This is a genomic window from Streptomyces sp. CNX435, from assembly GCF_059570575.1.
In genome coordinates, this window is sequence record NZ_JCANTA010000028.1 from 50,164 (window position 1) to 76,080 (window position 25,917).

21 protein-coding genes are annotated in these 25,917 nt (G+C 75.2%); 3 read left to right on the plus strand and 18 right to left on the minus strand.

Annotated elements, in window-relative coordinates:
* Positions 1 to 120: 120 nt before the first annotated feature.
* Both T328_RS31540 and T328_RS31545 read left to right on the plus strand, forming a co-directional pair.
* Positions 121 to 1,116, plus strand: a complete 996-nt coding sequence (locus T328_RS31540) for a DUF8842 C-terminal domain-containing protein (RefSeq protein ID WP_496499677.1) — start codon at positions 121 to 123, stop codon at positions 1,114 to 1,116.
* Positions 1,117 to 1,195: 79 nt separating this feature from the next.
* Complete coding sequence (locus T328_RS31545) at positions 1,196 to 1,411, plus strand: hypothetical protein (RefSeq protein ID WP_496499649.1); 216 nt, start codon at positions 1,196 to 1,198, stop codon at positions 1,409 to 1,411.
* A gap of 89 nt (positions 1,412 to 1,500) precedes the next feature.
* Here the strand turns inward: T328_RS31545 and der are convergent, their stop codons facing one another.
* The 13 genes from der to pyrG all read right to left on the minus strand — a co-directional run bounded on the left by der (position 1,501) and on the right by pyrG (position 17,336).
* Entirely contained in the window at positions 1,501 to 2,991 is a 1,491-nt protein-coding gene (gene der / locus T328_RS31550; protein ID WP_496499650.1) for a ribosome biogenesis GTPase Der, read from the minus strand.
* A 70-nt stretch (positions 2,992 to 3,061) separates the two neighbouring features.
* Complete coding sequence (locus T328_RS31555; RefSeq protein ID WP_496499678.1) at positions 3,062 to 3,673, minus strand: lysophospholipid acyltransferase family protein; 612 nt, start codon at positions 3,671 to 3,673, stop codon at positions 3,062 to 3,064.
* A gap of 53 nt (positions 3,674 to 3,726) precedes the next feature.
* Positions 3,727 to 4,437 carry a (d)CMP kinase gene (gene cmk, locus T328_RS31560; protein WP_496499651.1) on the minus strand — a complete coding sequence of 237 codons (711 nt, stop codon included), beginning with the start codon at positions 4,435 to 4,437 and terminating at the stop codon, positions 3,727 to 3,729.
* Positions 4,438 to 4,528: 91 nt separating this feature from the next.
* Complete coding sequence (locus T328_RS31565) at positions 4,529 to 5,614, minus strand: prephenate dehydrogenase (RefSeq protein WP_496499652.1); 1,086 nt, start codon at positions 5,612 to 5,614, stop codon at positions 4,529 to 4,531.
* Positions 5,615 to 5,726: 112 nt separating this feature from the next.
* Positions 5,727 to 6,749 carry a pseudouridine synthase gene (locus T328_RS31570; protein ID WP_496499653.1) on the minus strand — a complete coding sequence of 341 codons (1,023 nt, stop codon included), beginning with the start codon at positions 6,747 to 6,749 and terminating at the stop codon, positions 5,727 to 5,729.
* A 27-nt stretch (positions 6,750 to 6,776) separates the two neighbouring features.
* Entirely contained in the window at positions 6,777 to 7,493 is a 717-nt protein-coding gene (gene scpB / locus T328_RS31575; RefSeq protein WP_496499654.1) for an SMC-Scp complex subunit ScpB, read from the minus strand.
* The gene (locus tag T328_RS31580) at positions 7,490 to 8,851 is read right to left on the minus strand and encodes a segregation and condensation protein A (RefSeq protein WP_496499655.1); all 1,362 of its coding nucleotides are present in this window, start codon (positions 8,849 to 8,851) and stop codon (positions 7,490 to 7,492) included. The genes scpB and T328_RS31580 overlap by 4 nt, the downstream gene beginning before the upstream one ends.
* A gap of 120 nt (positions 8,852 to 8,971) precedes the next feature.
* On the minus strand, positions 8,972 to 9,715 hold the full coding sequence (locus T328_RS31585) for a hypothetical protein (RefSeq protein WP_496499679.1): 744 nt from the start codon (positions 9,713 to 9,715) through the stop codon (positions 8,972 to 8,974).
* A complete protein-coding gene (locus tag T328_RS31590) occupies positions 9,712 to 10,893 on the minus strand; it encodes a ParA family protein (RefSeq protein WP_496499656.1) in 1,182 nt (393 codons plus the stop codon). The genes T328_RS31585 and T328_RS31590 overlap by 4 nt, the downstream gene beginning before the upstream one ends.
* A 310-nt stretch (positions 10,894 to 11,203) precedes the next feature.
* Positions 11,204 to 12,319, minus strand: a complete 1,116-nt coding sequence (ald, locus tag T328_RS31595) for an alanine dehydrogenase (RefSeq protein ID WP_496499657.1) — start codon at positions 12,317 to 12,319, stop codon at positions 11,204 to 11,206.
* Positions 12,320 to 12,458: 139 nt separating this feature from the next.
* The gene (locus T328_RS31600; RefSeq protein WP_496499658.1) at positions 12,459 to 14,816 is read right to left on the minus strand and encodes a tetratricopeptide repeat protein; all 2,358 of its coding nucleotides are present in this window, start codon (positions 14,814 to 14,816) and stop codon (positions 12,459 to 12,461) included.
* 121 nt (positions 14,817 to 14,937) lie between these two features.
* Positions 14,938 to 15,570 (minus strand): NUDIX domain-containing protein, encoded by a 633-nt coding sequence (locus tag T328_RS31605; RefSeq protein WP_496499659.1) that lies wholly within the window; start codon positions 15,568 to 15,570, stop codon positions 14,938 to 14,940.
* Positions 15,570 to 17,336: a CTP synthase gene (gene pyrG, locus T328_RS31610; protein ID WP_496499660.1), complete on the minus strand. Its 1,767-nt coding sequence runs from the start codon at positions 17,334 to 17,336 to the stop codon at positions 15,570 to 15,572. The genes T328_RS31605 and pyrG overlap by 1 nt, the downstream gene beginning before the upstream one ends.
* A 271-nt stretch (positions 17,337 to 17,607) precedes the next feature.
* On the opposite strand from pyrG, the gene T328_RS31615 reads away from it, so the two are divergent.
* Positions 17,608 to 19,413, plus strand: coding sequence for a glycoside hydrolase family 15 protein (locus T328_RS31615; protein ID WP_496499661.1), 1,806 nt, complete (start codon positions 17,608 to 17,610; stop codon positions 19,411 to 19,413).
* A 601-nt stretch (positions 19,414 to 20,014) separates the two neighbouring features.
* Here T328_RS31615 and T328_RS31620 read toward each other — a convergent pair.
* From T328_RS31620 to T328_RS31640, 5 genes are all read right to left on the minus strand, one after another.
* On the minus strand, positions 20,015 to 21,157 hold the full coding sequence (locus T328_RS31620; RefSeq protein ID WP_496499662.1) for a glycosyltransferase family 4 protein: 1,143 nt from the start codon (positions 21,155 to 21,157) through the stop codon (positions 20,015 to 20,017).
* A 342-nt stretch (positions 21,158 to 21,499) separates the two neighbouring features.
* Entirely contained in the window at positions 21,500 to 23,293 is a 1,794-nt protein-coding gene (locus T328_RS31625) for a DNA repair protein RecN (RefSeq protein ID WP_496499680.1), read from the minus strand.
* Between the two features lie 146 nt (positions 23,294 to 23,439).
* A complete protein-coding gene (locus T328_RS31630) occupies positions 23,440 to 24,333 on the minus strand; it encodes an NAD kinase (RefSeq protein ID WP_496499663.1) in 894 nt (297 codons plus the stop codon).
* Positions 24,330 to 25,145, minus strand: a complete 816-nt coding sequence (locus T328_RS31635; protein ID WP_496499664.1) for a TlyA family RNA methyltransferase — start codon at positions 25,143 to 25,145, stop codon at positions 24,330 to 24,332. Before T328_RS31635 ends, T328_RS31630 begins: the two co-directional genes overlap by 4 nt.
* Positions 25,142 to 25,882, minus strand: coding sequence for a hypothetical protein (locus T328_RS31640; protein WP_496499665.1), 741 nt, complete (start codon positions 25,880 to 25,882; stop codon positions 25,142 to 25,144). Before T328_RS31640 ends, T328_RS31635 begins: the two co-directional genes overlap by 4 nt.
* Positions 25,883 to 25,917 lie beyond the last annotated feature (35 nt).

Consider the following 25,917-nt stretch of genomic DNA (forward strand, 5'->3'; position numbering starts at 1 on the left):
CCCTACCGTCCGTACGCACCGTTCCGGCAATCGCCGCCGCGGGCGTGACTCCGCACACAGGTCGCCCGTTGTGCCCAGATGAACACGCACCACGACATCGAGGAGCGACTCGTGCCCCGCATGCTCGAAGTGAGCGACGCCGTACGCGCCGAGATCGGCGACGAGGAAGCCGACCGGCTCGTCGCCGGGGAGTCCGCCCCCGGCGCGTACGACTGCACCTCCTGCCGCGTCCCCGGCGACTCCGCGCAGGAGCAGACGAGCACCGTGCTCTTCGTGGGCGAGGAGACCGCGGTGCTCGCCTTCGCCCACGCCGCCTGCATCCCGTCCCAGGTCGTTCCGGTCTCCGAGGACCAACTGCAGGGCGCCGTACGCTCGATCACCGCGGACGACGGCCCGAAGCAGGCGCCGGAGCAGGCCCCCGTCCAGGCGCACGTGCAGACTCCCGCGCCCGCCGTCGCGCACTCCCCCGCGCCCCCGTTCGCCGCCGCGCCCCCGGCGCCGGTCCCCGTACCGGCCGGCGCCAGCGCGTCCCCCGCCGCCGTCTCACCCCCGGCCGCCCTCGACGCCTCCGCCGCCCCCGACGCCCTCGCCGCCCCTGTCGCCCCTGTCGAGCCCGCCGCCCCCGCGAACGACCCCGGCGAGGCGCAGGCGGTGCTCGGCGTCACCTGCGGGCTGGTGATGTGCGGCGAAGACGCCCGCCCCGCGCTCGTCGTCGAGCCCACGGCCCCCGTCGTCCGGCCCGGCTCCGAGGGCCCCGGCGACGACTTCCTGCCGCTGCTCATCGAGAGCGGCTACCTGCCCGTGATGGACATGGTCAGGCCCCCGGCCCCGGTCACCGGTTGGTCCGTGCTGCTCGTCGCCGGCCAGCTGCACGCCGTGATGCAGCCCGGCACCGCCGGTCAGCCGCCGACGGCCTGGTGGCAGGCCCACCAGCCGCTGAACGTCTCGGACGGCTGGCGGGCCGCCGCCGCGAAGGAGCAGGAGGTGCTGGTGTACGCGGCGCCCGCCGGCGCGATCGGGCGGCAGCCGCGCGAGGACCTGCTCGGCGAGGCGCTGGCGCAGGCCGCCGGGCGCGGGCTGCTCGTCGGCGCGACGATGCCCCTCACCGGTACCTGATCGGAGCAACGCGCACCCGCATCCCTCCACGCCACGCCTTCGTTGCACAAGTGTGCACCGATACCACGCGATTCCCGGCATGCGCCCTGCCCACGAGCCCCACGCGGCCCGCATCTCGGGGACGCCGATCTACGACGCCCTGTTCGCCGAGTACCGCCGGCTCTTCCGGGCGCTGCCCGGGGACCGCTCCGGCGAGGAGCAGCTGCGCTTCGACGCGATCATGAACTCCGCGCGGCCATCCCTGCCGCCCACGCCACACCTGCAGTTGCACCGCCACCGCGCGGCCGAGGAGTAGCCACGCCGCCCCGCCTCCCGGGCCGCGTACGCCACGCACGCACGGCTACGCACGCGCGAACCCGCCGGCAGCACCCGGAACCGGGGCCGCTACTTCTTGCGGCCCCGCTTCTCCCGCACCCGTACCGAGATCCGGATCGGGCTGCCCTCGAAGCCGAACTCCTCGCGCAGCCGCCGCTCGATGAACCGCCGGTAGTTCGCCTCGATGAACCCGGAGGCGAAGAGCACGAACCGCGGCGGCCGGGTGCCCGCCTGGGTGCCGAAGAGGATCCGCGGCTGCTTGCCGCCGCGCACCGGGTGCGGCTGGCCGGCGACCAGCTCGCCCAGGAAGGCGTTGAGCCTGCCGGTCGGCACCCGCGTCTCCCAGCCCGCCAGCGCCGTCTGAATCGCCGGCACCAGCTTCTCCATGTGCCGTCCGGTACGGGCCGAGACGTTGACCCGCGGCGCCCACTGCACCTGGACGAGATCGCGCTCGATCTCCCGCTCCAGGTAGAAGCGGCGCTCCTCGTCGAGCAGGTCCCACTTGTTGTACGCGATGACCAGCGCCCGGCCGGCGTCGACGGCCATGGAGATGATCCGGGTGTCCTGCACGGCCAGCGTCTCGCCGGCGTCCACCAGGACGACCGCGACCTCCGCCTTCTCCAGCGCGGCGGCCGTGCGCAGCGAGGCGTAGTAGTCGGCGCCCTCCTGGAGATGGACGCGGCGCCTGATGCCGGCGGTGTCGACGAAGCGCCACGTCTTCCCGCCCAGTTGGATCAGCTCGTCCACCGGGTCGCGGGTGGTGCCCGCGACGTCGTCCACGACGACGCGGTCCTCCCTGGCGACCTTGTTGAGCAGGGACGACTTGCCGACATTGGGCCGCCCGATGAGCGCCACCCGGCGCGGACCGCCGAGCCCGCCGCCGAACGACTGCGCCGGCGCGTCCGGCAGCGCGTCGAGCACCGCGTCGAGCATGTCGCCCGTGCCGCGGCCGTGCAGCGCGGAGACCGGGTGGGGCTCGCCGAGGCCGAGCGACCAGAGGTACGCCGCCTCCGCCTCGCCCGCCTGCCCGTCGACCTTGTTGGCGCAGAGCACCACCGGCTTGCCGGCCCGGCGCAGCATCTTCACGACGGCCTCGTCGGTGTCCGTGGCGCCCGTCTGCGTGTCCACCACGAAGACCACGGCGTCCGCGGCCTCCACCGCGAACTCGGCCTGCGCGGCGACGGAGGCGTGGATGCCGAGCACGTCCTGCTCCCAGCCGCCGGTGTCGACCACCTTGAAGCGGCGGCCGGCCCACTCCGCCTCGTAGGACACGCGGTCGCGGGTGACGCCCGGCCGGTCCTCCACGACCGCCTCGCGGCGGCCGATGATGCGGTTCACCAGGGTCGACTTGCCGACGTTCGGCCGCCCGACGACGGCCACCACCGGCAGCGGGCCGTGCCCGGCCCGCGCGAGGTCGCCCTCGACGTCGTCGAGGTCGAAGCCCTCCTCGGCGGCCAGCTCCATGAACTCGGCGTATTCGGCGTCGCCCAGCTCCCCGTGCTCGTCGCCGTGGGCCGCGCCGTCCGGGGCCTGCTCCGGGGGGATGCCGGTCTCGCTCATCACGTTCCTCGTCCTTGCGTTCTTGGCTGCTCACCGCCCGGTCGGCCGGGCCCGCAACCTCAAGTCTGGCCTACGGGCCCAAGCGGCCGGTTTCGCGCCTGGCGGCGGCCAGGTGCGCGGTGAGCCGGTCCTGGATGCGCAGCGTCGCCTCGTCCATCGCCTTGCGGGTACGCCGGCCGTCCGGCGACCCGGCCTGGAAGGGCTCGCCGAAGACGACGTCCACCCGGGAGCGCACCGGCGGCAGCGCCTTGACGACGCGGCTGCTCCGCTCCGCCGTGCCCAGCACCGCGACCGGCACCACCGGGGCGCCGGAGCGCACCGCGAAGTACGCGAGACCGGCGCGGATTGAGGAGAAGTCGCCCTCTCCCCTGCTGCCCTCCGGAAAGATCCCGAGTACCCCGCCGGCGTCCAGCACGCCCAGCGCGCGGGTGATCGCCGCCCGGTCGACCGTGGTGCGGTCGATGGCCACCTGGCCGATGGTGCGCAGGTACCAGCCGACGATCCCGACGAACGCCTCCTGCTTGATCAGGAAGTGCACCGGCCGCGGCGAGGTGCCCATGAGCAGCGGGCCGTCGACGTTGTGGGAGTGGTTACCGGCCAGGATCACGGGCCCGCTGGCGGGCACCCGCCAGGCGCCGAGTATCCGCGGCCTGAAGTAGCCGTGCATCACGGGCGCGGACATCCGCCGCCCGACGAGCGCACCCCGTGTCTCCGGCACCGCGCCGGCCGGTTCGGTCACCGACCCTGCTGCTTCTCTTCGACGAGGGTCACGACGCACTGGATGACCTGCTCCAGGGTCAGCTCCGTCGTGTCCACCTCGATGGCGTCCGCGGCCTTGGCGAGCGGCGAGACCTTGCGGCCGGAGTCGGCGGCGTCGCGCCGGGCGAGCGACGCCTGCGTGGCGGCCAGGTCGCGGGCGTCCTTGCCCTTCAGCTCGCCGCTGCGCCGTGCGGCCCGTACCGCTTCCGAGGCGGTGAGGAAGATCTTCACGTCCGCGTCCGGCAGCACCGTCGTGCCGATGTCCCGGCCCTCGACCACGATCCCGCCGCTCTTCGCGGACTCGGCCGCGATCGACCGCTGCAGCGCGGTCACCCGCGCCCGTACCTCCGGCACCGCGCTGACGGCGCTGACCGCGGCGGTGACCTCCTGGGTGCGGATCGGGCCCGCGGCGTCCACGCCGTCCACGGTGATCGCGGGCGCCGCCGGGTCGGTGCCGGAGACGATCTGCGGCTTCTCCGCGGCGGCGGCGACCGCGGCGGCGTCGCGCACGTCCACGCCGTTGCCCAGCATCCACCAGGCGGCGGCCCGGTACTGCGCGCCGGTGTCGAGGTAACGCAGGCCGAGCCGGGCGGCGACGGCCCTGGACGTGCTCGACTTGCCGGTGCCGGCGGGGCCGTCGATGGCGACGATCACGGGGGCCCGCTGGGCCCTGGCAGCGCTGTCCACGGGGCGTACGACACCCTTCCTCAGGTATACGTCCGGGTTAACCGGGTCGACTTGTGCGGGACCAGGGTACTGGTACCTGCGCGGGCCTCGGTCACTGCCTCAGCGGCCACCCGCGCTCCCGCAGCGCGGCCGTGAGCGCGTGCGCGGCCGGCGGCTCGACCATCAGCTGCACCCGCCCGGCCTGCTGGCCGGTGGCGTGCTCGATGCGTACGTCCTCGATGTTGACCCCGGCCGCCCCGGCGTCGGCGAAGATGCGGGCCAGCTCGCCCGGCCGGTCGCCGATGAGCACGGTGACGGTCTCGTAGTCCGCGGGGGCGGCGCCGTGCTTGCCCGGCACCCGCTCGCGGCCGGCGCCGCCGCGGCGCAGCACGTCCTCGATGCCGGCCGCGCCGGTGCGCCGCTTGTCGTCGTCGGCGGCCTGCAGCGCGCGCAGCGCGCGTACCGTCTCGTCGAGGTCGGCGGCTACCTCGGACAGCACCTCGGCGACCGGGCCGGGGTTGGCGGAGAGGATGTCGATCCACATCGCCGGGTCCGAGGCGGCGATGCGGGTGACGTCCCGGATGCCCTGCCCGCAGAGCCGGACCGCGGCCTCCTCGGCGTCCTCCAGCCGGGCGGCGACCATGCTGGAGACCAGCTGCGGGGTGTGCGAGACGAGGGCGACGGCGCGGTCGTGGGCGTCGGCGTCCATCACGACGGGCACGGCGCGGCAGAGCGCGACCAGCTCCAGCGCGAGGTTCAGGACCTCGGTATCGGTGGTCCCGCCCGGGCTCAGCACCCAGGGGCGGCCCTCGAACAGCTCCGCGGAGGCGGCCAGCGGGCCGGAGCGCTCGCTGCCGGCCATCGGGTGGCTGCCGATGTAGCGGGTGAGGTCGCCACCGAGTTCCTCCAGGGTGCGGCGGGGGCCGCCCTTGACGCTGGCGACGTCGAGGTAGCCGCCGGCCAGGCCGCGGCGCTGGGCGTCGGCGAGGGTGCGGCCGGTGAGCGCGGGCGGCACGGCGACGACGGCCAGGTCCACGGGGGCCGGCGGCGGCTCGTCGCTGCCGGCCCCGAGGGCGGCGGCGGTACGGGCCTGGTCGGCGTCCTCGTCCTGCAGATAGACCGTGACGCCTCTGCGGGTCAGCGCCAGGGCGGCGGAGGTGCCGATGAGGCCGGTGCCGAGGACGAGGGCGGTACGCACGGCGCAAGGATACGCGGCAGCCGCCCCGCGGGGCGCGGGGAGGCCGCCGGACGGGGCGGGCTTCCGGGGCGTACGGGCCGGGTGAGCCGGGTGGGCCGGGTGGGCCGGCGCGTCAGAGCCCGACCTCCTTCATCAGCATCCCGACCTCGGTGTTGGTGAGCCGGCGCAGCCAGCCGGACTTCTGGTCGCCCAGCGCGATCGGGCCGAACCGGACGCGTACCAGTTTGTCGACGGGGAAGCCCGCCTCGGCGAGCATCCGCCGCACGATGTGCTTGCGGCCCTCATGCAGCACCACCTCGACGAGGTAGTTCTTGCCGGTGTTCTCCACCACCCGGAAGTCGTCCGCCTTGGCGTAGCCGTCGTCCAGCCGGATGCCGCTCTTCAGCCGCTTGCCCAGGTCGCGCGGGAGCGGGCCCTGGATCGCGGCGAGGTAGGTCTTCTTCACGCCGTAGCGGGGGTGGGTGAGGCGGTGGGCCAGCTCGCCGTGGTTGGTGAGGAGGATGATGCCCTCGGTCTCGGTGTCCAGGCGGCCGACGTGGAAGAGCCGGGTCTCGCGGTTGTCCACGTAGTCGCCGAGGTTCTGCCGGCCCTCCGGGTCGTCCATCGAGGAGACGACGCCGACGGGCTTGTTGAGGGCGAAGAAGAGGTACGACTGGGTGGCCACGGTCAGCCCGTCGACCCTGATCTCGTCATTCTGCGGGTCGACGCGCAGCCCCTGCTCGGTGACGATGCGCCCGTTGACCTCGACCCGCGCCTGGTCGATCAGCTCCTCGCAGGCGCGCCGCGACCCCATGCCGGCCCGCGCCAGCACCTTCTGCAGCCGCTCGCCCTCGGGCTCGCCGAACGTCTTCGGCAGCTTGCGCTGCGGCCCCGCGTGCCGGGCCCGGGCCCGCTCCTCCAGCTGCGCGTCGTACTCGCGGGAGCGCGCGGGCCGGCTCGGCGCGCCGCCGCGCCCCCGGCCCCCCTTCCCCGGGCCGCCCGGGCGCTCGCCCTGGGGGGCACCGGACTTCTCGTACCGCCGTTCCTCGGGGCGGGGGCGGCCCTGCCGGCGCTGTTGCGCGTCGCGCTTGCCACCCGCCCCCCGGGAGTCGGAGCCCGTGGGCTTCCTGCTGTTCCTGCCGCCGCTGCTTCGCATCGAGCTACCGTCAGTCCGTTTGTTGGGTCAGGTTTCGTCATCCACGTCGAACGACGGGACGCCCTCCTGGGACTCGCCCTCCACCGCGTCCGCGTCCGGGAGGAACGGGGCCAGCTCGGGGAGCTCGTCCAGACCGCGCAGGCCCATCCGCTCCAGGAAGTAGTTCGTCGTCCTGTACAGGATCGCACCTGTTCCGTCATCCGTGCCCGCCTCCTCGATGAGTCCGCGCTGCAGCAGCGTGCGCATGACGCCGTCGCAGTTGACGCCGCGGACCGCGGAGACGCGGGAACGGGAGACCGGCTGGCGGTACGCGACGACCGCGAGGGTCTCCAGCGCGGCCTGGGTGAGCCGGGACTGCTGGCCGTCGAGTACGAAGCCCTCGACGGCGGGGGCGTAGGCGGCGCGGGTGTAGAAGCGCCAGCCGCCGGCGACGTGGCGCAGGTCGAAGCCGCGGCCCTGCACGGTGTACTCGTCGGACAGCTCGCGCAGGGCGTCGGCGATCTCGCGGGGGCGGCGGTGGAGGACCTTGGCCAGGTGCTCGGCGGTGACGGGCTCGTCGACGACCATGAGGACGGCTTCGAGGGCCGGGCGCAGCGGAAGTTCCGCGGCGGGGTCCGCCACCGGCTGCTCCTCGGGCTGTTCCTCAGGCTGTTCCGCGGGCTGCTGCTCCGGCGGCCGTTCCTGCTGCCGTTCCGCATCCGCCGTGCCCGCCGCCTCCGGCACGTCCGCCACCGCGTCGCTCATCGCTCGTCGTCCCCTTTGCCTGCGTCTGCGTCTGCGCCTTTGCCCTGACCGTTTTTGCCCTGATCGCCGCCGGCGCCGTCGTCCGCGTCGCCCGGCGCCGTGTCGAACTCGTCGGTCACCACCGGCACCGCGTCCTCCCGCCCCGTCCACCGCACCGTCAGCGGCTCCAGCGCGCCCTCCTGGTCCAGCGCCACGGCCCGCTCCCGGTACAGCTCCAGCAGCGCCAGGAACCGGGCCACGACGGTCAGCGGGTCGGGGGCGTCGGAGATCAGCTCCTGGAAGCTGACCGAGCCGTGTTCGCGCAGCCGGGCGACCACGACCTGCGCCTGCTCCTGGACGCTGACGAGCGGGGCGTGGATGTGTTCGACGTAGACCTGGGGCACGGGCCTGGGCTGCATCGCCTTGACCGCGAGCCGGGCGAAGCCCTCGGGGCCGATGCTGATGACCACCTCGGGCAGCAGCTCCGCGTGGTGCGGCTCCAGCCCGACGGTACGGGGGTGGCGCAGCGACTCGTCCTCCAGCCGGCGCTGAAAGATGCCAGCTATCTCTTTGTACGCGCGGTACTGCAGCAGCCGTGCGAACAGCAGGTCGCGGGCCTCCAGCAGCGCGAGGTCCTCCTCGTCCTCGACCTCGGCGGCGGGCAGCAGGCGGGCGGCCTTGAGGTCGAGGAGGGTGGCGGCGACGACGAGGAACTCGGTGGTCTGGTCGAGGTCCCAGTCGGGGCCCATGGCGCGGATGTGGGCCATGAAGTCGTCGGTGACGCGGTGCAGGGAGACCTCGGTGACGTCCAGCTTGTGTTTGGAGATGAGCTGGAGGAGGAGGTCGAAGGGCCCCTCGAAGTTGGCGAGCCGGACCCGGAAGGCGCCGTCGTCGGGGTCCTCGGCCGCGCTGGTCTCCGAGGCGGGCTCGCGGCCGGTCTCTCGGCTGGGACCGGGCTCGGGTTCGTGGCCGGGCTCAGGCTCGTGGCCGGGCCCGGGTTCGGCGCCAGGTGTGGGTTCGTCTGCCGGGCCGGGTTCCTCGCCGGGCTCCGCGCCGCCCGGGCCGGCCGGTGCGGGCTCGGTCTCCGGCTCGGGGTCGGGCTCCCCCGGGCCGGGCCCGGGCGCCGGCTCGGGGCTCGGCTCGTCGGGGTGCGGGGCGGGGCCGGGGATGGGCAGCGGGGGCGGCTCCGGCGTACCGGGGACGGGCGACGGATCCGGCTGCGGCAGGGGCATCGGCTCGGGGTACGGCTCCCGCACCGGATCCGGGTCGGCGGGTGGCGGAGTGGGCTTGGTGGGCGTCGCGGCGACCCCGGGGCCGCGGCCGAGGGAGCGCCGGGCGGTACGCGCGGGGCGCTGCGGGTCGTCGTGCCTGTCGTCCATCGCTCGCAGCGTATCGCCCGGAGCGGTTCGTGACCGGTTGCCGTCCGGTGGGGTGGCGCCGCGGTCATCCGGTACGGGGGCCACGCGCCTGCGCGGCCCGGACGTACGGGCGGCGGGGCGTCAGCGTCCGCGCAGGCGGCGTACGAGGATGCTCGCGTCGCCGCGCGACTCCAAGTCCGCCAGCACCACCGCGACGGCCTCGCGGACGATACGGCCGCGGTCCACCGCCAGACCGTGGTCGCCGCGGAGCACCAGCCGGGCGTGCTCCAGGTCCATCAGCTCCTCGGCGGAGACGTAGACCGTGATCTTCTCGTCGTGCCGCTCCCGGCCGCTGGGCCGCCGCGCCGCGCCGCGGCCCCGGCCCCGGCCGCGCCGGGGCTGGGCGGCCTCGGCCGAACCGCCGCCCTGCCGCGCGGACTTCGTACGCGCCTGGGCCGCCGGCTCGCGCTCATCCTGCCGCGTCCGCCCGCCGGGGCCGGCGTCCGCGCCCGCGTCCCGGCCGCCGTGCTCCGTCGCCTCCGGGTCCCGCCGGGCGGGCCCGCCCGGCGTGCGCTTGCCGCCCGCCGGAGCCGCCGGGCCGGCCTTGCCGCCGGGGCCCGTGGGTACGCCCCGCGCGCGGGCGCCCGTATCGCCGCCCGAGCCGCCGGATTCCTCCGCGCCCGCCTCCTCGGCGTCCGCGCCGGACTCTCCCTCGGAACCGGCCGCCACGGCCTCCGAGTCGCCCTCCCGGCTCGGCGCCGGAACGCGCGGCGTGCCGCCGGGCGTCTCGCCGTTGGCCCGCTGCCGGTCCGACTGCGGCGTGGACGACTGGAGCGCGGTCCCCCCGGTGGTGCGGAAAAGCTCGTCGGCCCCGGGCAGGCTCACTCGGCGTGGCACCGGGCGAGCACCTCCCTGGCGAGCTGGCGGTAGGCTGCCGCGCCCACGGAGTTCGACGCGTACGAGGTGATGGGCTCGCCCGCCACGGTGGTCTCGGGGAAGCGGACGGTGCGCCCGATGACGGTGTGGTAGACGTGGTCGTCGAACGCCTCGACGACGCGCGCCAGTACCTCGCGGCTGTGCACAGTCCGCGAGTCGTACATCGTGGCGAGGATGCCGTCCAGCTCCAGGTCGGGGTTGAGCCGCTCCTGGACCTTCTCGATCGTCTCGGTGAGCAGCGCGACCCCGCGCAGCGCGAAGAACTCGCACTCCAGCGGCACGATCACCTTGTGCGCCGCGGTCAGCGCGTTGACCGTGAGCAGACCCAGCGACGGCTGGCAGTCGATGACGACGTAGTCGTACTCGGGCAGCAGCGGCTTCAGGGCGCGCTGCAGCGTCTGCTCCCGCGCCACCTCGCTGACCAACTGCACCTCGGCGGCGGAGAGGTCGATGTTGCTGGGGAGCAGGTCCATGTTGGGCACGGCCGTCTTGAGCAGCACCTCGTCGGCCGACATCCCCCGCTCCATGAGCAGGTTGTAGACCGTGAGGTCCAGCTCCATCGGGTTGACGCCGAGGCCGACGGAGAGCGCGCCCTGCGGGTCGAAGTCCACGAGCAGCACGCGGCGGCCGTACTCGGCCAGCGCCGCACCCAGGTTGATGGCGGACGTGGTCTTGCCGACGCCGCCCTTCTGGTTGCACATGGCGATGACCTTCGCCGGGCCGTGGTCGGTGACCGGGCCCGGGATGGGGAAGTACGGCAGCGGTCGGCCCGTGGGGCCGATGCGCTCCCGGCGCTGCCGGGCGGCGTCCGGGGCGAGCGTCGCGGCGTACTCGGGATCCGGCTCGTAGTCCGCGTCCGGATCGTAGAAGTGGCTTTCTGACAGGTCCTCGAAGTCAGAGGTGGCCGATGCGGCGATACGGGTCGTGTCCTCGCCGCCGCTCTGGCTGCCGGTCATGGCGTTCACGTGATGACCGTCCATGCTCTGGTATGCGTTTCCGCCCTGGTGTGCGGCCGAGAAGGTGTGGACGGCGACGGAGCCGACAGGCGCCTCCACCCCCGGGGGGACGTGGCCCCGCGCAGGCGTGCCTGGACGACCACCCCCGGGAGCAAATGTCGACTCATTCACAAGTCGTCCTACCTCCTCGGTGACCCGAATTCTGTCTCCAGACCGAGTCACCTTGTCTCCTTGGTGACCAGGGCACTTCTCGATTGGTCAGCGTGGCACCATGCCGACGATTGGCGACTCTATGGCGTGTCGGGGTCCCTCAGCAACACAATCCCGCAGACAGAGCACGATGTGTCGGGTGTGGAACACCACTTCGGGCGCGCCCCGCGCCGGCGTGGCGCACGGCCGAACCCCTGGTGACAAGGTTCCGCCGGTGACGCGGAGTTGACACGTGGCCAATGTGGTCGATGTGCCGCGCACCTGCGCGAAATCAGCCGAGTACGCGCGCGAGTTCGGCCGCCGGAAGACCGTGCGCGTCCGCCACGGGACCGTAAACGACCTGCCCCTCGTGCGTGTTGAGGCCGAGGGCCAGGGCCGGATCGCCGCGCAGCGCCGCCCGCCAGCCGTGGTTCGCGAGCTTGACGATGTACGGCAGGGTCGCGTTGGTGAGCGCGTACGTGGACGTGTTGGGCACCGCGCCGGGCATGTTGGCAACGCAGTAGAAGACCGAGTCGTGCACCCGGAAGGTCGGTTCCGCGTGCGTGGTCGGGCGCGAGTCGGCGAAGCAGCCGCCCTGGTCGATCGCGATGTCGACAAGAACACTTCCCGGCTTCATCCGCGACACCAGTTCGTTGTCGACGAGCTTCGGCGCCTTCGCGCCCGGGATGAGCACCGCGCCGATCACCAGGTCGGCGTCCAGGACGGCCTGCCCGAGGGCGTAGGCGCTGGAGGCCAGGGTGCGTACCTGCGTGCCGAAGACCCGGTCGGCCTCGCGCAGCTTGCGCACGTCGGTGTCGAGCAGCGTGACGTGGAAGCCCATGCCGACGGCGATCTGCGTGGCGTTCCAGCCGGAGACGCCGCCGCCGATCACGACCGCCTGCCCCGGCGCCACGCCGGGCACGCCGCCCGGCAGCACGCCGCGACCGCCCTGCGAGCGCATCAGGTGGTACGCGCCGACCTGCGGGGCGAGCCGGCCGGCGACCTCCGACATCGGGGCGAGCAGCGGCAGTTGCCGGTCGGCGGTCTCCACGGTCTCGTACGCGATGGCGGTGGTGCCGGACTCCAGCAGCGCGTCGGTGCACGGGCGGGAGGCGGCGAGGTGGAGGTAGGTGAAGAGCACCTGGTCCTTGCGGAGCCGGTGATACTCCTCCGCGATCGGCTCCTTGACCTTCAGCACCAGGTCGGCCGCGGCCCACACGTCGTCGGCGGTGGGCAGGATCTCCGCCCCGGCCGCGACGTACTCCTCGTCGGAGATGGAGGAGCCGAGGCCGGCGCCCCGCTCCACGACGACTTCGTGGCGGTGGCGGACCAGCTCGTGCACTCCGGCAGGTGTGATGGCCACCCGGAACTCGTTGTTCTTGATCTCGCGTGGGATTCCGACCTTCACGATGGATCACGGTCCTTGGGTGAGGGGATCTCGTCAGGCCCCGGTCGGGGTGTCCGCCGCGGCTTGGCCATTCTCAAATGAAGGCATCATCTTAGTCCAGCCTTTGAAACTGGCAGATTTCTGCGACGTGTCGATGGATTCACAGGTCGGCGGGGGCGGGGCGGGGTGCCGGGCCCGCCTTCGGGCTCTCCTCGGGCACGACCTCCCGGCCCTCCTCGGAGACGGTCTCCGCGGCGACCTCGACGGGCTCGGCGGCCGGCTCCCCTGCCGGCTCGCCGGCGGACGTCGCTTCCGCGTCCGGTACGGCTTCCGGGGCGGGCCCGGGGGCGCGCTCCCCGGCGCCGGCTTCGTCGCCCGCGCGCTCGTGCGCCGATACGGTCCCGGGCGCCGGCTCCGCGACCGGCTCCGGCTCCGGCTCCGGCTCCGTCCCAGGTTCCGCTACGGGCTCCGCGGCGGCTTCCGCTACGGGCTCCGCCACGGGGACGACGACCGGCCCCTCGGCCGGCTCCGGGACCCGCTCGGCCAGCCGCCCCGCCGCCCCCCGGTACAGCTCCGCCGCCTCCGGGTCGCCGGCGCCGTCCACGAGGTCCGCCAGCCTGAGCTGCACCGCCGCCCGCAGCGCGGTGTCGCCCGAGACCCGCGCCGCCTCCATCGCGCGGGTACACGTCCTCACCGCCTCCCGCGGATACCCCGCGTACATCTGCACCCGCGCCACCTCGCCCAGCGCCCGCGCCTGCCCGCCGACGTCCCCGAGCCGGCGGTGGGCCGCCGCCGACCCGCGCCACTCCCGCAGCGCCCAGCCCCAGGCCCCGGCGTACGTGTGCACCGCGCCCAGCCGCGCCCGCAGCCGGGCCTCGTCGGCCAGCTCGCCGCGCGTCTGCCGCAGCGCCAGCGCCCGTCCGAACCAGTCCGCCGCCCGGCCCCAGTCCCGTAGCTCCTGGTACGCCGCCCCGACCGACTCCAGCGCCCGCCCCACCGGCTGCGGATCCCGCGCCTCGCGCGCCGCCGCCAGCGCCCCCCGGTACCGCCCCAGCGCCTCGGCGGGCCGCTCCGCGCGCAGGTCCAGATCGCCGAGGTTGAGCAGCGCCGCCGCCTTCTCCCACACCAGCCCGCGCCGCTCGGCGACGCCCAGCACCAGCTCGTGCAGCCGGTACTGCTCGGGCGCGGCCTCCGCCTCGCCCCGGTGCGCCGCCAGCGCCCGCGACAGCGCGGCGACCAGCCGCCGCGCCAGCGTGTCCAGCTCCCCGTCGGCGACCGCCGCCCGGGCCGCCGCCAGCAGCGACGGCAGCCGGCTGCGCAGCCACGCCGCGGCGGCCTCCGGCGACGGGAAGCGCAGCGCCCGCGGCAGCCCCGCGAGCCGGGCGTGCACCGCCGAGCCGGGGGGCTCGGTGACGGCCCGGCAGGACTGCAGCAGGCGTACGTACCGCTCCAGCATCCGGGCCCGGGCGAGCAGCGCCTCCTCCGCGCCCACGCCGGACTCCAGCGCCTCGCGCAGCAGCGGCTGCAGGCAGCCGGGCACCTCGTACTGCGTGGGACCGGCCCCCTCCGGCTGCGGCGCCGGGCGCAGCAGTCCCTGGCCGGCGCAGTCCGCGAGCGTGCCGCGGGCCGCCGCGACGGTGCAGCCGGCGAGCGCGGCGGCGGAGTGGGCGTCGACGAGCCCGGCGGGCGCCAGCGGCAGCAGCCGCAGCAGCTGCACGACCGGCGGCGGCAGCGATTCGTATACGAGCCGGAACGCCCGCGCCAGCGCCTTCGGGCCGGACGGCCGCCCGGCGGAACCCTCGGTGCTGCCGCCCTTGCGGCGCAGTTCCCGTACGGCGTCCGCGACGCACGCCTGCGGGTGCCCGGCGAGCCAGCCGCCGGCCAGCACCAGCGCCGCGGGGTGGCCGGCGCACTGCTCGGCCAGCACGTGCGTGGCCTCCGGGTCGCAGGCGATCCGCGTCTCCCCCGCGTACGAGGCGATCAGCGCCAGCGCCGCCGCGGGCTCCAGCCCGCCGAGGGTGCACGGCCGTACGTCCGGGACGCCCTTCAGCGGGCCCTGGGCGACGGCCACGACGAGGCAGTCGCGCGACTCGGGGACCAGCTCCAGCAGCTGCTCGGGGGCGGTGACGTCGTCGAGGACGAGCAGCGCCGAGCGCTCGGCGAGCGCGGCGCGCAGATCGGCGGCGAGGCGCTCCGGGCCCGCGCCGGCGACCGGCGGCACCCCGAGGGCGTCGAGCAGGTCGCGTACGGCCCGCTCCAGCGGCACCGCCTCGCCGCCGGGGCCGGAGAGCCGCGCGGTGTGGACGCCGCCCGGGTAGTCGCCCGCGACGTCGCGGGCGAGCTCGGCGGCGAGCGCGCTGCGCCCGGAGCCCGGCCGCCCGGCGATGAGCAGCACCCGGCTGCGGGGGGCCGGGCGGCCCGCGAGGGTGTCAAGACCGGCGCGGGCGATGTCGGCGCGCAGCGCGTCGAGCTCGCGGGTTCTGCCGACGAACCGGTGGGAGGCGGCCTGTTCCGTCACGCCGGTGAGCGTAATTGACCCAGCGTGAAGGGCGGGTCACGTAACGGCACATGGCCGAACGCCGGAACGAAAATCACCGCATCGGATCAACCGCCCGGCGGCGGCCCCCCACCCGTCCCGCTCAGGGCGTGAACGGGCGGGCCGGCCAGGGGGCGTTCGCCGGGCGCAGCGCGTCGAGCCCGCCGTCCGCGCGGGCGGCCTGGAGCGCCAGCACGCCGAGCATCAGGCAGTTGTTGTGCAGGTCTCCGGCGAGCACGCCGCGCAGCACGTCCGCCACCGGTACGCGGTCGAGCGTGAGGTCCAGCTCCTCGCCCTCGGCGGCGAAGCGCTCGCCCTCGGCGTCGGTGACCCCGCGGGCGAGGAAGACGCGCACGGCCTCGTCGCAGCCGCCGGGGGTGGTGTAGACGTCGACGAGCACGCGCCAGTCGTCGGCCTTGACGTGCGCCTCCTCGTAGAGCTCGCGCTGGGCGGCGCTCAGAGGGTTCTCGCCGGGTACGTCGAGGAGGCCGGCGGGGATCTCCCAGAGCTTGTGCCGCACGGGGTGGCGGTACTGGTTGAGCACCAGCACGCGGTCCTCGTCGTCGAGGGCGAGGACCGCGACCGAGCCGGGGTGGACCTGGTAGTCGCGGCGGGCGACGGTGCCGTCCGGCATGACCACGTCGTCGGTGCGCACGGCGGTCTTGGCGCCGGTGAACGGCGTCTCGGAGGCGACGACCTCCCACTCGGCGGCCGTGTCCTTCAGCTGCTCGGGCATCACTTGCCCCCCTCGCGCACAGCGGCCACCGGCTCCTGCGCACCGGCGCGTGCGCCCTGCGAGCCGGCCGGCGGCCGGCCCGCTCCCTGCTGGCGCACACCCTCCGGTCCGGCGCCCTCCTGTCCGGCGCCCTCCTGTCGTGCGACGGCCGCTTTCACCAGGCCGGCGAACAGCGGATGCGGCCGCGTCGGCCGCGAGCGCAGCTCGGGGTGGGCCTGGGTGGAGACCAGGTACGGGTGCACCTCGCGCGGGTACTCCACGTACTCCACCAGCTTGTTGTCCGGGGAGGTGCCGGAGAAGGCGAGGCCGGCCTTCTTCTCCAGCTCGCCGCGGTAGGAGTTGTTGACCTCGTAGCGGTGCCGGTGGCGCTCCTCGACATAGGGCTGGTCCGCGTACGCCTCGCGCACCACCGAGCCCTCCGCCAGCTTCGCCGGGTAGAGGCCGAGCCGCATCGTGCCGCCCATGTCGCCCTCGCCCGCGACGATGTCGAGCTGCTCCTCCATGGTGGAGATCACCGGGTCGGTCGCGGCCCGGTCGAACTCCGTGGAGTTGGCGCCCGAGACGCCCGCGAGGTTCCGCGCCGCCTCGATGACGATGCAGTGCAGGCCGAGACAGATGCCGAGCAGCGGCACGCGGTTCTCGCGGGCGTACGTGATCGCGCCGATCTTGCCCTCCACGCCGCGCTCGCCGAAGCCGCCGGGGATGACGATGCCGTCCACGTCCGCGAGGTGCTTGCGGGCGCCCTGCGGCGTGCGGCAGTCGTCGGACGTGACCCATTTGATCTTGGCGCGGGCGTTGTTGGCGAAGCCGCCGGCGCGGATCGCCTCCGTGACCGACAGATAGGCGTCGGGCAGGTCGATGTACTTGCCGACGAGCGCGATCGTCACCTCGTGTGCCGGCTCGTGCACGCGCCGCAGCAGATCGTCCCACTCGGTCCAGTCCACGTCCCGGAACGGCAGGTCCAGCTTGCGGACGACGTACGCGTCGAGGCCCTCCGCGTGCAGCACCTTGGGGATGTCGTAGATCGACTTGGCGTCGATGGCGGCGACGACGGCGGCCTCGTCGACGTCGCACATGAGCGAGATCTTCCGCTTGATCGCCGCCGGCACCTCGCGGTCCGCACGCAGGACGATCGCGTCGGGCTGGATGCCGATGCTGCGCAGCGCGGCGACCGAGTGCTGCGTCGGCTTGGTCTTCAGCTCGCCGGACGGGCCGATGTACGGCAGCAGCGAGATGTGCACGACGAACACGTTGTCCCGGCCGACCTCGTGCCGCACCTGGCGGACGGCCTCCAGGAACGGCAGCGACTCGATGTCGCCCACGGTGCCGCCGACTTCCGTGATCACCACGTCCACGTCGTCGGACGCCATGCGCCGGATGCGGGACTTGATCTCGTTCGTGATGTGCGGGATCACCTGGACCGTGTCGCCCAGGTACTCGCCGCGGCGCTCCTTGGCGATCACGCTGGAGTAGACCTGGCCGGTGGTGACGTTCGCCGAGCCGTCGAGGTCGACGTCGAGGAAGCGCTCGTAGTGCCCGATGTCGAGGTCGGTCTCCGCGCCGTCGTTGGTGACGAATACCTCACCGTGCTGGAACGGGTTCATCGTGCCCGGATCGACGTTCAGGTACGGATCCAGCTTCTGCATCGTCACCCGCAGCCCGCGCGCCTTCAGCAGCGCGCCGAGGCTGGAGGCGGTGAGCCCCTTGCCGAGCGAGGAGGCGACGCCTCCCGTGACGAAGATGTGCTTTGTCGTCGTGGATGGCATGGCCAAGAGGGCTCCCGTGGTCGCTGATGAGGTGCGTCGCGGGGTGCCCCAGATCGAGGTGGGTCGCTCGGCGAGCGCCGCCGCCACATGCCCGGCCGGCCCTCCGCTCCACGGGCTACCAGGGTATCAGTGATCCCCTGGTCACCGCCCGCGGCCAACCGCTGTCCATCCGCCCGACCCGATCAGACCAGAGGGAATCCGCGACCGTGGGCGCACGCCCGCACGCGGAGGCTTTATTCTCTGCGGAACGCACTTCTACCTGGAGAGGCACGTGGCCGGGCGGATCGAGGACTACGCACTTCTGGGCGACATGCAGACGGCAGCGCTCGTCCGTCGCGACGGCACGGCCGACTGGCTCTGCCTGCCCCGGTTCGACTCCCATGCGGTGTTCGCCTCCCTACTCGGGACCGAGGAGCACGGCTTCTGGCGCCTCGGTCCCGCATACGCCCCCGAAGCCGGTCCGCCGCCCGCGACCCGGCGGCGCTACCGGGGCGACTCGCTGGTGCTGGAGTCCGAGTGGGACACCCCCCGCGGCACGGTCCGGCTGATCGACTTCATGCCGCCGCGTGACGGCGCCGCGCCGCAGCTGATCCGCATCGTGGAGGGCGTCACGGGCCGGGTGCCGATGCGCTCCGCGCTGCGGATGCGCTTCTCCTACGGACGTATCGTCCCGTGGGTTCACCAGACCGACGACGGCCGCACGGTCGGCGTCGCCGGGCCGGACTCGGTGTGGCTGGACGCCCCGGTGCCGACGTACGGCCGGGAGCTCACGACGTACTCGGACTTCACCGTCGGCCCCGGCGACCGGCTGGCGTTCACGATCAGCTGGCAGCCCTCGCACCGCGAGCCGCCGCAGCCCGCCGACCCCGAGGCGTCGCTCACCGCCACCGAGGACTTCTGGCAGGAGTGGACCGAGCACTGTACGTACCACGGCCCCTACCGGCACGCCGTGATCCGCTCGCTGATCACGCTCAAGGCACTGACGTACGAGCCGACCGGCGGCATCGTCGCCGCGCCCACCACCTCGCTGCCCGAGGACATCGGCGGCGTACGCAACTGGGACTACCGGTTCACATGGCTGCGTGACGCCGCCATCACGCTGTCGTCCCTGCTGCGCACCGGATACCACGAAGAGGCGCGCGCCTGGCGCGAGTGGCTGCTGCGCGCCGTCGCGGGCGACCCGGAGAACCTGCAGATCATGTACGGCATCGCCGGCGAGCGCGAGCTGGGCGAGTCGGAGCTGGAGTGGCTCCCGGGGTACGAGGAGTCCCGCCCGGTGCGCGCCGGCAACGGCGCGGCGGGGCAGCTCCAGCTCGACGTCTACGGCGAGGTCGTCGAGGCGCTCCATCTCGCGCACATGACGGGACTCTCCCGCAACGACTACGCGTCGCTGCTGCAGCTGAAGATGATCCGCTGGGTCGAGGAGAACTGGGACCGCCCCGACGAGGGGCTGTGGGAGGTGCGCGGCCCGCGCCGGCACTTCGTGCACTCCAAGGTGATGACCTGGGTCGCCGTCGACCGCACGATCAAGCTCATCGAGTCGGGCGAGGCGGACGGCCCGCTGGAGCGCTGGCAGCGGCTGCGCGACGACATCCACCGCGACGTGTGCGAGAAGGGCTACGACCGGCAGCGCAACACCTTCACGCAGTCCTACGGCTCGCAGGAGCTGGACGCCTCGCTGCTGCTCATCCCGCAGGTCGGCTTCCTGCCGCCGGACGACAAGCGCGTCATCGGCACCATCGAGGCCATCCAGCGCGAGCTGGGCACCCCCGACGGCTTCATCCGCCGCTACCCGACCTCGGGCGACGAGACCGGCAGCGACGGGCTGCCGGGCGACGAAGGGGCGTTCCTCGCCTGCTCGTTCTGGATGGCGGACGACCTGGCGATGATCGGCCGGGTGCAGGAGGCGCGGCACCTCTTCGAGAAGCTGCTGGCGCTGCGGAACGACCTGGGGCTGCTCGCGGAGGAGTGGGACCCGCGGCTGCAGCGCCAAGTGGGGAACTTCCCGCAGGCGTTCAGCCACGTGCCGCTGATCGACACGGCGCTGCGGCTGAGCGCGTCGGGGGCGTACGGGTAGCGCTCCGCGCGGGGCGGCGGGGAGGGGCTCCAGCGGCTCGCGCTCCGGGCCGCGGCGGTGCTCCTCCGGCGGCAGGTGCTCCGGTTCACGGCGGTGCTCCTCCGCGCCCGGCGGCCTCCGGCCGTCCGGCGGCGAGTTCGCACCCGGACGCCGGCGACCCCGCGGCCGGCCGCACGTGGCAGTCGGCGCTCGCTTCGCCCGCCCGGCGACCGACGCGCTCCGCGCGGGGCGGCGAGAGTGAGTTCCAGCGGCAGACGCTCGGGTCGGGACACAGCCACACGGCATGCCGCGTCCGGCGGCGACCCCGCGGCCGGCCGCGCGTGTCGGTCGCCTCCCGCCCCGGTCCGCTCGGCCACCGGTACGCCCAGCGGGGCGGTGGGAGGTCCGGCGGAAGGCGCTCCGGGCCGCGACGGCGCCGCCGCACGGCGGCCCTCGGCCGTCGGCGGCGAGCCCGACTCAGGCACCGCGACCAGCCGCGCCTGCCGGCCCCGCTCCCCCGCCGCCCGCCGATCTCCAGCCCTCCCACGGCGACTTCGCACCGCCACCCGAACAACCCCCGACGACCCGCACCCGTCGTCCCCGACCGCCCGGCCGCAGGCCGTTACGTGTACGTCATCAGCTCGTCGTAGATCGACAGGACCTGGGTGACGGTGTCGTCCTCCGTCGGCCAGGTGCCCGCCTGGGCACGGCCCGCGGCGGAGAGGCCCGCGCGGCGGGCCGGGTCGTGCAGCAGGGCCGTGACCGCGTCGGCGAGCGCGCGGGTGTCCCCGTACGGCACGAGTTCCGCCGCGTCGCCGACGAGTTCGGGGACGCCGCCGACCGCCGTGGCCACCAGCGGGGCGCCCGCGTGCAGCGCCTCCTGGGCCAGCACCGGGCGCGCCTCCCACGGGCTGGAGAGCACCGCGACGTCCGCGGCGGCCAGCATCCGGGGCAGGTCGTCCCGGCGGCCCAGGAGCCGTACGGGCAGCTTCTCGGCGTCGATACGGCGCTGGAGCCGGCCGCGCGCCGGGCCCTCGCCGGCGATGGCGAGCAGCGGCTGCTCCGGCAGCGCCCGCCAGATGCGGGCGGCGTCGAGCAGCGGGTCGAACGCGCCGTACGCGGCGAGCGGAGCGGCCGTGACGACCAGGGGCCGGTCCAGGGTGCCGAGTTCGGCGCGCACCTGCCGGCGGCGCAGGGCGGCGCCGTCCCCGCCGCCGTGCGGCTGCCGGGGCGCGGGGACGGCGATCGGCGCGAGCCGGGCGTCGCGGGCGCCGCGGCGGCGGGCGCCGTCGACGAGGTCGGTGGTGGCGCCGAGGACGACGCGGGCCGACCGGGACACCCGTCGTTCGAGGAGCGGCAGCACCCGGCCCCGTACCCCTGCGGGGGTGTTCTTCGTGTGCCAGGTGACCACCAGCGGCCTGCGCTGGCCGAGGATCGTCGAGCACGCCATCAGCCCGCACTGCAGGCCGTGCGCGTGGACGAGGTCCGCACCGGCGCACGCCGCGCGCAGGACGGTCGCCGTGCACAGCGGCGCGGTGGCCGGCCCGCCGCGCCCGGGCAGCCGGGCGACGTGGGCGCCGGCCGCGGCGAAGCCGTAGCGCTCGGCGGCGTCGGGGGTGGCGACCACCGTGACCCGAATGCCCCGGGCCACCAACCCGGCCGCCAGCGAGCGCACATGGACGCCGCTGCCGGCCTCGCCACGGCCGACGAGCTGCACGGCGTGCAGCGCGGTGGGGCCGTGGGGCGGTGCGGGGGTGCTGCTCACTGGGCCGGAACTCCTGTCCGTGGCGTCGCAGGGCCAGCCCAGGATGCCACCTACAAGCAGCCACCGGACCCGGCTCGGCGCCGTCAACCGCTCTGTACGGGCGTACAGGTCAGACATGCACCACCCTTCCGGGCGATGTCCCGCACGCCCGTCGCGCGCCGGGGAGGCGCGTGGACGGGGCCGACGGGGCGGACGGGGCAGTGCACTCCGCCCGATCACTTCGGTAGACGCACCGGGTACGGACCGGGTTGCCCTGGGCACCCGCACGGCCCACCCGGGCCCACCGCCCCGGGGCGCCGCCCCGCACACACCGCCCCCGGCTGGCGGCTGCCCGGCTCCGGGCTACTCGGCTCCGGCGCGGGCCGCCGCGAGCAGCTCCTCCGCGTGCGCACGGGCCGTCTCGGAGTCCTCCTGGCCCGCCAGCATGCGGGACAGCTCCCGCACCCGCGCCTCGCCGTCCAGCACGGTGACGCCGCTGCGAGTGACCGCGCCGTCGCTGGTCTTCTCCACCAGCAACTGGCGGTCGGCGAAGGCCGCGACCTGCGGCAGGTGGGTCACCACGACGACCTGGGCGCCGCGCGCCAGCCGGGCGAGCCGGCGGCCCACCTCGACGGCGGCCTTGCCGCCCACGCCCGCGTCGACCTCGTCGAAGAGGTACGTCGGCACCGGGTCGGAGCCGGCGAAGACCACCTCGACCGCCAGCATCACGCGCGACAGCTCGCCGCCCGAGGCGCCCTTGGCGATCGGCCGCGGCGGGGCGCCGGGGTGCGGGGCGAGCAGCAGCTCGGCCTCGTCGACGCCCGTGGGGCCGTACGCGACGTGGCGGCCGTCGATCTCCAGCCCGTCGGCGCTCTCCGCGACCTCCGTACGGCGCAGGTCGACCGTGACCCGCGCGTGCGGCATCGCCAGCTCGGTCAGCTCGTCGGTGACGGCGGTGCCGAACCGTTCCGCCGCCTCGCCGCGCGCCTCGGTCAGCGCCCGCGCGAGATGCGCCAGCTCGCCGCGGAGCGCGTCGCGCTCGGCGGTCAGCTCCTCGATGCGCTCGTCGTCGCCGTCCAGCTCGGCGAGCCGGGCGGCGCCCGCCTCGGCCCACTCGATGACGGCGGCGACGCTGCCGTCGCCGGCCGCTCCCCCGCCGCCGGCCGCTCCCCCGCCGCCGGTAGCGGAGGCGTGCTCGTGGCCGTACTTGCGGGTGAGGTGGGTGAGCACGGAGCGGCGCTCCTCCACCGCGGCGAGCCGCAGCGGGTCGGCGTCGATGCCGTCGCCGTACGCCGCCAGCTCCTGCGCCACGTCGCCGAGGAGGATGCCGACCTCGGTGAGCCGGTCGGCGAGCCCGGCCAGCGCCGGGTCGTGGGCCCGTACGGCCGCCAGGGCGCGCTGTGCGCCCGCGACGAGCGTGCCGGCGTCGACGGCCTCGGGGTCGGCCGGATCGCCCGCGAGCGCGGCGTGTGCGGCGGCGGATGCGGCGGCCAGCGCCTCGGCGTGGCCGAGCCGCTCGGCCTCCGCGGCCAGCTCGACGTCCTCGCCGGCCCGCGGCTCCGCCGCGGAGACCTCCTCAAGGCCGAACCGCAGCAGATCCGCCTCCTGCAGCCGCTCGCGCGCCCGGGTGGTGATCTCGGCCAGCTCGGCGCTGACGGCGCGCAGCCTGCGGTACGCCGCCGAGTACGTGGCGAGCGGCGCGGCGACCGCGTCGCCCGCGTACCGGTCGAGCGCCTGCCGCTGCCGGGCCGGCTTGAGCAGCCCCTGCTGGTCGGTCTGCCCGTGCACCGCGACCAGGTCCTCGGCCAGCTCGCCGAGGAGCCCGACGGGGACGCCGCGCCCGCCGAGGTGCGCCCGGGAGCGGCCTTCGGCCGACACCGTACGGCTGATGAGCAGGGCGCCGTCGTCCAGCTCCGCGCCCGCGTCCTCGGCGCGCACCGCGGCGGGCGAGCCGTCGGGCACGGCGACCCGGCCCTCCACCACCGCGGACCTGGCGCCGATGCGTACGAGCGCGGCGTCCGCGCGCCCTCCTAGCAGCAGCCCGAGGCTGGTGACGACCATGGTCTTGCCGGCGCCGGTCTCGCCCGTCACGGCCGTGAAGCCGGGCGACAGCTCGACGACCGCGTCGTCGATGACGCCCAGGGACTGGATCCGCATCTCCTCCAACACGGTACGACCATACGAGGTTGCGGCACCGCGTCGCGAGGGGCTTCGTGATCAGCGGTCCGGCCGGGGGCACGGGCGGCCGGTGGCACCGGGCCGCGGCGCCGGGTGCGGGGACCGTGCGTGGGACGGGCCGCGCGTCAGTGCGGCGCGCCCCGCCAGCCCGCCACGGGCAGGGCGAACTTCGCCACCAGCCGGTCGGTGAACGAGGCGTGGTGCAGCCGCGCCAGCCGCACCGGCACCGCGCCCCGGCGCACCTCGACGCGCGCGCCGGCCGCCAGGTCGACGGTGCGGCGGCCGTCGCACCACAGCACGCCGCGCTGGCCCGTCGGCTGCACCTCCACCGCCAGGATCGAGTCCGGGGAGGTGACCAGCGGCTTGGCGAACAGCGCGTGCGCGCTGATCGGCACCATCAGCAGCGCCTCGACCTCGGGCCAGACGACGGGCCCGCCGGCCGAGAAGGCGTACGCGGTCGAGCCGGTCGGCGTCGCGCAGACGACGCCGTCGCAGCCGAAGCGGGAGACGGGCCGGCCGTCGACCTCGGTGACGACCTCCAGCATGCGCTCGCGCGCGGCCTTCTCGACGGACGCCTCGTTGAGCGCCCAGTCGGCGTGCACGGTATGGCCCTCGTTGCGTACCAGGACGTCGAGCGTCATCCGCTCCTCGACCTCGTACTCCTTCGTCACCACCCGGTCCACGACCTTGTCGAGGTCGTCCCGCTCGGCCTCGGCGAGGAAGCCGACGCGGCCGAGGTTGACGCCGAGCATCGGCACGCCGGACCTGCGGGCGAACGCGGCGCCGCGCAGCAGCGTGCCGTCGCCGCCCAGCACGATCAGCAGCTCGCAGTCGTCGATCACCCCGGGACCCGGCTCCACCAGTTCCGCCTCCGGCGGCAGCGGCAGGTCGGCCGCCTCGTCGGCGAGCACGCGCACGCCGACGCCGGAGCGCAGCAGCCCGCGGACGACCAGCTCGGCGCTGCGGATCGCCGCCGGCCGGCCGGTGTGGGCGAGCAGGAACACGGTACGGTCTGTCATCGGGGCCCCTCCGCCACGGCTCGCTCGACGTCCGCCGGGTCCAGCGCGGGCGCCCCGGCGCGCAGCCACAGAAAATACTCGACGTTCCCCTTCGGTCCGGGCAACGGGCTCGCCGTCACGCCGAGCACGCCGAGCCCGAGCGCCGCCCCCTGCCCCGCGACCCCGCGGACGGCCTCGGCGCGCAGCCCCGCGCCGCGGACCACGCCACCGCTGCCGAGGCGCTCCTTGCCGACCTCGAACTGCGGCTTGACCATGAGCACGAGATCCGCGTCGGGCGTGGCGCAGCACACCAGCGCGGGCAGCACGAGCCCGAGCGGAATGAACGACAGGTCGCCGACGACGAGTTCGGCAAGCTCCCCGTCCAGGTGGGCGGGCGTCAGCTCGCGGACGTTCGTACGGTCCCGGACGGTGACCCGCTCGTCGCTCTGCAGCTTCCAGGCGAGCTGTCCGTAGCCGACGTCCACGGCGACGACGTGCGCGGCGCCGGCGCGCAGCAGCACGTCGGTGAAGCCGCCGGTGGAGGCGCCGGCGTCCAGGGCGCGCCGGCCGGCGACGCGCAGCCCGCGGGGCTCGAACGCCGCGAGGGCGCCGGCGAGCTTGTGGCCGCCGCGGGAGGCGTAGTCGGGGTCGGCGTCGTCGGGGACGACGACGACGGCGGCGGACGTCTCGACCTGGGTGGCGGGCTTGCTGGCGACCATGCCGCCGACGGTGACGCGGCCGGCGGCGATGAGGCGCCCGGCGTGCTCACGGGACCGGGCCAGCTCGCGGCTCACCAGCTCGGCGTCGAGCCGGCGCCGCCGGCCACCGCTCACGGGTTCCCCGGCCGGTACGGGTGCGCGCCGGGGCGGGGCGGCGCCGGCGCGCCGGGGCGGGGCGAGGCGGGGCCGTACGGCGCGGGGGACGGCGCGGGCGCGGGCGGCGCGGGGCGGGTGTGGCCCTGGCCGTACGGCGTGGGGCCGGGGCTCGCGGGCGCGGGGCGCCCGGGCGCCTGCGCGGGCGTGGACGGGCCGGGGCGGGCATGGCCCTGGCCCTGGCCCTGGCCCTGGCCCTGGCCGTACGGCGGGCGCGCGGGGCCCGCGGGCGTATGTACGGGCGCGGGGTTCGCGGGAGCCGGTGGGGGCGGGCCCTGGGTGCGGTCCAGCTCCTCCAGCGCCTCGCGCATCCGGCCGTGGGCGTCCTCGTAGACCTCCAGGTGGCTACCGGTCGGCAGCTCGTCGGCGTCGGCGAGGCGGTCGAGCGCGGCGTCGACGTCGGCGTTGCCGGTGGGCGTGCGCGCGACGCCGAGCGGCACGGGCCCGGCCTCGGCCGGCTCGGGCTCCTGGACGGCCGCCGACGCTGATTCCGGTTCCGGTTGCGGTGCCGGTGCGGATTCCGCTTCCGTACGCGCGAACGCCGCGGCCCCGCCGGCGGCCTCCGCTACGCCCCCGCCCCCCGGCCCCGCCGCGCCCCCCGCGCCCGGCTCCGGCCACCGCGGCGCCGTCCGCCCGGCGTCGGGCGGCTCGGCCGCGGTCTCGGGCTCCGCTGCGGGCATCGGCGTCGGCTCGCTCATGCCACGAACGGTACCCCGAACCGCCGCCCCGGCCC